General features: G+C 62.9%; 6 protein-coding genes. 4 read left to right on the forward strand and 2 right to left on the reverse strand.

Annotation, left to right across the window (positions count from 1 at the left end; all coding sequences use genetic code 11):
- Nucleotides 1–207: 207 nt before the first annotated feature.
- Nucleotides 208–1,095: an acyltransferase gene (locus tag HP546_RS06775; protein ID WP_172221495.1), complete on the reverse strand. Its 888-nt coding sequence runs from the start codon at nucleotides 1,093–1,095 to the stop codon at nucleotides 208–210.
- Nucleotides 1,096–1,277: 182 nt separating this feature from the next.
- On the opposite strand from HP546_RS06775, the gene HP546_RS06780 reads away from it, so the two are divergent.
- From HP546_RS06780 to creD, 4 genes are all read left to right on the forward strand, one after another.
- Nucleotides 1,278–1,778 carry an ATP-dependent zinc protease gene (locus HP546_RS06780; protein ID WP_172221498.1) on the forward strand — a complete coding sequence of 167 codons (501 nt, stop codon included), beginning with the start codon at nucleotides 1,278–1,280 and terminating at the stop codon, nucleotides 1,776–1,778.
- Between the two features lie 240 nt (nucleotides 1,779–2,018).
- Nucleotides 2,019–2,699: a two-component system response regulator CreB gene (gene creB, locus HP546_RS06785; protein WP_172221501.1), complete on the forward strand. Its 681-nt coding sequence runs from the start codon at nucleotides 2,019–2,021 to the stop codon at nucleotides 2,697–2,699.
- Nucleotides 2,699–4,132 (forward strand): two-component system sensor histidine kinase CreC, encoded by a 1,434-nt coding sequence (gene creC, locus HP546_RS06790; protein ID WP_172221504.1) that lies wholly within the window; start codon nucleotides 2,699–2,701, stop codon nucleotides 4,130–4,132. Before creB ends, creC begins: the two co-directional genes overlap by 1 nt.
- A gap of 218 nt (nucleotides 4,133–4,350) precedes the next feature.
- Nucleotides 4,351–5,679: a cell envelope integrity protein CreD gene (creD, locus tag HP546_RS06795; protein ID WP_172221507.1), complete on the forward strand. Its 1,329-nt coding sequence runs from the start codon at nucleotides 4,351–4,353 to the stop codon at nucleotides 5,677–5,679.
- Nucleotides 5,680–5,852: 173 nt separating this feature from the next.
- Here creD and HP546_RS06800 read toward each other — a convergent pair whose 3' ends face one another.
- Nucleotides 5,853–6,476 carry a glutathione S-transferase gene (locus HP546_RS06800; protein WP_172221510.1) on the reverse strand — a complete coding sequence of 208 codons (624 nt, stop codon included), beginning with the start codon at nucleotides 6,474–6,476 and terminating at the stop codon, nucleotides 5,853–5,855.
- Between the last annotated feature and the right edge of the window lies 1 nt (nucleotide 6,477).

Consider the following 6,477-nt stretch of genomic DNA (forward strand, 5'->3'; position numbering starts at 1 on the left):
CGATTTTTATCCAGTTAGGTAGTAGAAGACAAAAAAGTAATCCTTATGCTGATTATTAGCGCAGGTTTTAATCGGGAATCTGCTGTGGGTTTTCTGGCCAATCGCCGGCAAGCCAGCTCCCACAGGTACAGCGCAAGCCTTGAACACTGCGGGCATCCTGTGGGAGCTGGCTTTCCGGCGATTGGGCCAGTACAGGCGATACAGACCTCAGCCCATTTCCACCCGCAGCTGCTCGATCCGCTCGTCCTTCTCCACCCATAACTGGTTCACCCAAGCCTGCACAGTCTGGCGGAATTCAGGATCATTCTCGTAATCCCCCGCCCACAGCGCCGGGTCAAGCTCGCGTACCTGAATGTCGATAATCACCCGGCTGATGCTGCCATCGAGCAAATCCCAGAACCCCGGCGCCGTGTTGCCGGGGTAGACGATGGTCACGTCCAGCAACGCATCCAGCTGCTCGCCCAGTGCCGCCAGCACGAATGCCACACCACCCGCCTTGGGTTTGAGCAGGTGGCGATAGGGCGACTGTTGTTCCAGGCGCTTGGCCTCGGTAAACCGAGTACCTTCCAGGTAGTTGACCACCGTCACTGGCTGGCGCTTGAACAACTCACACGCCGCCTTGGTGATTTCCAGGTCCTTGCCCTTGAGCTCCGGGTGCTTTTCCAGAAACGCCTTGCTGTAGCGCTTCATGAACGGGTAGTCGAGCCCCCACCAGGCCAGCCCCAGCAGTGGCACCCAGATCAGTTCCTTCTTCAGGAAGAACTTGAAAAACGGCGTACGGCGGTTGAGGCTTTCGATCAGCGCGGGGATATCCACCCAGGTCTGGTGGTTGCTCACGGCCAGGTACGAAGTGTCCTTGCGCAGGTTCTCGACACCGCGAATGTCCCACCGGGTAGGGATGCACAGGGCGAAGATGGCCTTGTCGATTTCCGACCATGCTTCGGCAACCCACATCACCGCGGCGGAGGCATAGTCGCGGCCGCTGCCCGGCAGCACCAGTTTCAGCAGGGCGAAGACCAGTAGCGGGCAGATCATCACCACGGTGTTGATCAGCAGCAAAGTGGCCGTAAGAATGCCGGTAAGCAGGCGACGCATAAAGAAACTCTTGTTGTGGGAAATAAACAGTTGGCAATGATAAGCAGGGCCGTGCCCATCGCCAAACATCCAATGCCCGGAGGCGGGTACAAATGTTTCACAACATGTTGTTTACCCTTGGCACAGCGAACCTATCCTGCCAGTGCAGTCTAAGCACTGACCCTTTTCAAGGAAGCCTGCCTGTGAAACCTCTGCTTGCCCTGTTGTCGCTGTTGGCGCTGCCGGTAATGGCCGCCGAACCCACGCTCTACGGCCGTTACGAGAACATAGCCCTGCCGGAACTGGGCGAAACCCTGAAGGCCAAGATGGACACCGGTGCCTTCACCGCGTCGCTGTCGGCCAAGGACATCGAGCTGTTTACCCGTGATGGTGACGAGTGGGTACGCTTCCGCCTGGCGACCAAGGAGTCCGATGGCAAGGTGTACGAGCACAAGGTCTCGCGCATCAGCAAGATCAAGGGCCGTGCAGATGAAGAAGAGGACGGCGATGCACCGGAGATTTCCAAGCGCCCGGTGGTGGACCTGGAGCTGTGCCTGGGTGATGTGAAGCGCACCGTCGAAGTGAACCTGGTTGACCGCAGCAGCTTCAACTACCCGCTGCTGATCGGCTCCAAAGCGCTGCGCGAGTTCAAGGCTGCAGTGAACCCGGCGAAGAAATTCACCGCCGGCAAGCCTGACTGCTGACAGAGCAAACCTCCTGCACAGGCCTCATCGCCGGCAAGCCAGCTCCCACAGGTGATGTACAAGGCTCAAGGCCTGCTCTGTACCTGTGGGAGCTGGCTTGCCGGCGATGGGCCGCCAAGCGGCCCCACTATCGCAGCGTTGATGCAGATATTGCCGGGGCCGCTCTGCGGCCCTTTCGCGACCCAAGGCCGCTCCTACACAATAGAGCGTCGCCATAGAGCTCTGCACAGGCCGCTCGCCATGCCTCATATCCTCATTGTCGAAGACGAAGCCGCCATCGCCGACACCCTGGTCTACGCCCTGCAGGCCGACGGCCACACTACCGAATGGGTGACCCTGGGCAGCGCCGCACTCGAGCAGCAACGCCAGACCCCGGCCGACCTGATCATCCTCGACATCGGCCTGCCTGATATCAGCGGCTTCGAAACCTGCCGCCAGCTGCGCCGCTTCAGCGAGGTACCGGTGATGTTCCTCAGCGCCCGCGACGGCGAGATCGACCGGGTGGTGGGCCTGGAAATCGGCGCCGACGACTACGTGGTCAAGCCCTTCAGCCCGCGTGAGGTTGCCGCGCGTGTACGGGCGATCCTCAAGCGCATGGCCCCTCGCGCCGAGCCTGCCAGTGAAACGACACTGTTCCAGCTTGATACCCTGCGCATGCAGATCAGCTACCGTAGCCAGCCGCTCACGCTGACCCGCCACGAATTCCGCCTGCTGCAATGCCTGCTCGAACAACCCCAGCGGGTATTCAGCCGCGAACAGCTGCTCGACGCGCTGGGCGTGGCTTCCGACGTGGGCTACGAGCGCACCATCGACACCCACATCAAGAGCCTGCGCGCCAAGCTGCGCCAGGTGGCAAGCGACGCCGAGCCGATCCAGACCCATCGCGGCCTCGGCTACAGCTACAGCCCGGACCATGCCTGATGCGCCTGGGCATCCGGATTTTCCTGGTGTACTTCCTGTTCGTCGGGCTGGCGGGCTACTTTCTGCTCAACACGGTGCGCGAGCAGATTCGCCCGGTGGTACGCCAGTCCTCTGAAGAAACGCTGGTAGACACCGCCAACCTGCTGGCCGAAATCCTGCGCGATGACGTCAAGGCCGGCACCCTCAACCAGGGCCGTTTGCCGGAGGTGCTCAAGGCCTACGGCTTGCGCAGCCCGGGTGCGCGAATCTGGGGACTGGCCAAGAACCAGGTCAACCACCGCATTTACGTGACCGACGCCAAGGGCATCGTGCTGCTGGACTCCAGCGGCGAGGACGTGGGCAAGGATTACTCGCAGTGGAACGATGTGCTGCGGACCCTGCGCGGTCAGTACGGCGCCCGCTCCACCCGTAGCGACCCCAACGATGAAAGCACCTCGGTAATGCACGTGGGGGCGCCGATCATCGACGATGACAAGATCATCGGCATGGTCACCGTCGCCAAGCCCAACAGTTCATTGCAACCGTACATCGACCATTCCGAACAGCGTTTGCTCACTTTGGGCCTGGGCCTGATCGGCCTTGGCTTGCTGATCGGCGCGGCGTTGTCATGGTGGCTGGCGCGCTCGCTGCGCAAGTTGGCGCGTTATGCCCAGGCTGTCAGCGAGGGAGAGCGTGCGGAGCTGCCGCATTACAAGGGCGGTGAGCTGGCGAACCTGGCCCAGGCCGTTGAGCGCATGCGCAACCAGCTGGAGGGCAAGGCCTACGTCGAGCGCTATGTGCATACCCTGACCCATGAGCTGAAGAGCCCGTTGGCGGCCATTCGCGGGGCTTCCGAGCTGTTGCAGGAGGACATGCCGAGCGAACAGCGGGCGCGCTTTGCCGGCAATATCGAGCGCGAGAGCGAGCGCTTGCAGCAGATGATCGAGCGGCTGCTGAACCTGGCCCGGGTCGAGCAGATGCAGGCGCTGGAAGATGAGCAACAGGTGGCGCTGGCGGCGCTGGTGGACGAGTTGTTGCTGGCCCATGCGGCGCGCATCGAAAGCGCGAACTTGCAGGTGCGCCAGCGGGTCCCGGCCGGTTTGCGCCTGCTGTGCGATCCATTCCTGATGCGCCAGGCGCTGGCCAACCTGCTCGACAACGCGCTGGACTTCACCCCCGCTGGTGGCGCGCTGCTGTTCGACCTGGAGCGCGATGGCGAGCGGGTGGCGTTGAGCCTGTTCAACCAGGGGCAGGCGATACCGGCGTATGCCATCGGGCGGGTCAGCGAGCGGTTTTACTCGCTGCCGCGGCCGGGGAGCGGGCGCAAGAGCACCGGGCTGGGGCTGAATTTTGTGGCCGAGGTGATGCAGCTGCATGGCGGGGCATTGGCTGTGGATAACGTTGATGGCGGGGTGCGGGTGAGGTTGTGGCTGCCGGTGCGGCGGATCAGCTGAGATTGCCGGGGCTGCTGCGCAGCCCATCGCCGGCAAGCCAGCTCCCACAGGGATCGCATCAGGGCTGACAGAGGGTCGAATCAGGGGTGACAGATGCGATCCGTGTGGGAGCTGGCTTGCCGGCGATGAGACCCTCGAATTACACACAATCTCCACACAGTCTCCCCAAGGCCTCCATGCAAGGCGCAGACACTGCGCCCACTGCCACAGGAGGCCCCATGAACAAGACCCTCGGTTTCAAACTCGGCATGATCGCCGTGCTGATAATGCTGCTGCTCATCCCGCTGTCGCTGATCAACGGCCTGATCGACGAGCGCCAGATGCTGCGTGACAACGTGCTGCGCGACATTGCCCAGAGCGCCAGCTTCGACCAGCAGCTCAGCGGCCCGCTGCTGGTGGTGCCATACCGCAAATACCAGCGCCGCTGGATTGAAAAGGACGGCGAGCGCACCCAGGAAACCAGCACCGTCGCCGGCCACCTGTACTTCCTGCCGGAAACCTTCGATGCCGACCTGGGCGTGGATACCGAACTGCGCGCCCGCGGCATTTACCAGGCCCGCCTGTTTCACGCCAAGGGGCGCATAAGTGGTCGCTTCAAGCTCCCGGAGCGCTGGGGTATCGATAAGGATTTCGACGATTACCGCTTCGACAAGCCGTTCCTGGTGGTGGGCATCAGCGATATCCGCGGCATCGAGAATGGCCTGGAGCTGAGCATCGATACGCAGAAAGTACCGTTCGAAGCGGGTACCGGACTCGACTGGATGCGCGGTGGTGTACACGCCAGCCTGCCAGGGCTGGACGGGCAACAGGCGCGCGAATTCAGCTACGGTTTCGACCTTGCGCTGCAAGGTACCGGCCAGTTGCATGTGCTGCCGGTGGGCCGTACCAGCAGCGTGGACATGCGCGCCAACTGGCCACACCCGAGCTTCGTCGGCAACTACCTGCCCAGCCGCCGCGATATCGATGCGCAGGGCTTCAGCGCCCACTGGCAGACCTCGTTCTTCGCCACCAACCTGGAGGACGCCCTGCGCCAGTGCGCCACTGCCGGGCAGTGTGCGGAGTTCAGCGAGCGCAGCTTTGGGGTTAGCTTCGTCGACCCGGTGGACCAGTACCTGAAGAGCGAGCGGGCGATCAAGTACGCCTTGCTGTTCATCGCCCTGACCTTTGCCGGCTTCTTCCTGTTCGAGGTGCTGAAAAACCTCAGCGTGCACCCGGTGCAGTACGTCCTGGTGGGAGTGGCGCTGGCGTTCTTCTACCTGCTGCTGCTGTCGTTGTCCGAGCACATCGGCTTCGGGCTGGCGTATGGGTTGTCGGCTGCGGCGTGTGTGCTGCTGATCGGCTTCTACCTGAGCCACGTGTTGCATAGCCTGGGGCGCGGGGTCGGCTTCGCGGTGGGGTTGGCGGCGTTGTATGCGCTGCTCTACGGGCTGCTGAGTGCAGAGGACTATGCGCTACTGATGGGCTCGCTGCTGTGCTTTGGCTTGCTTGGGGTGTTCATGGTGCTGACCCGCCGGCTGGACTGGGCGCGGGTGGGGAGGGCGGCATGAGGGAGGACAGAGAGATCGGGCGCTGGCTGGCCTGGAGGATCGGGCAGCTGTTTCCTGTGATACCGAGGTGAGGTGGGGCTGCTTTGCAGCCCAATCGCCGGCAAGCCAGCTCCCACAGGTAAAGCACAAGACTCAAGAACTGTGGGGGCTGGCTTGCCGGCGATAGCGGCCTGTCAGCCGGTCGGTGCTGTTGCAACCATCGACGGCCGCTTGGCCACCTCGGCATACCAGGCAGCCAGCCCAGGCTGGCGCTCACGCCAGCCGAACTCCGGTTGGCGCAAATCCAGATACCCCAACGCACAAGCCACGCCAATCGCCGCCAGGTCGAAGCCGGACATCAGCTCGGGCAAATGCTCCTGCTCCAGGTTGGCCAGGCTCCGAGCAATCTTGTCGCCCTGCGCCTGTAGCCAGCCGTCCCAGCGCTTGTCCTCAGGCCGCAGGAAGCTCTCATACCGGCTCGACACAGCCGCATCCATGATCGCATCGGCTTGCGACACCAGCGTCATGCGCCGCCAGCGCGCGGACCCTTCACGCGGGAGCAATGGCAGGCCGACGTGCTGCAGATCGAGATACTCGCAGATCACCCGGCTGTCGTGCAGCACGGTGCCGTCGTCCAGGCGTAGCGCCGGGATCTTGCCGATCGGGTTGTCCTGGTTCAGCTGCGGGTTGCCGCTGACCGGGCTGATGTTCACCGGCTGCAACGCCACACGCCCAAGCTGGCCGGTCTCGTGCAACACCACCATGACCTTGCGCACGAACGGCGACAGTGGCGAGTGAAACAGCGTCATCGTGCTCATG

Origin of the sequence: Pseudomonas sp. CM25 (genome assembly GCF_013179705.1) — a bacterium.
Taxonomy (GTDB): Bacteria; Pseudomonadota; Gammaproteobacteria; order Pseudomonadales; family Pseudomonadaceae; genus Aquipseudomonas.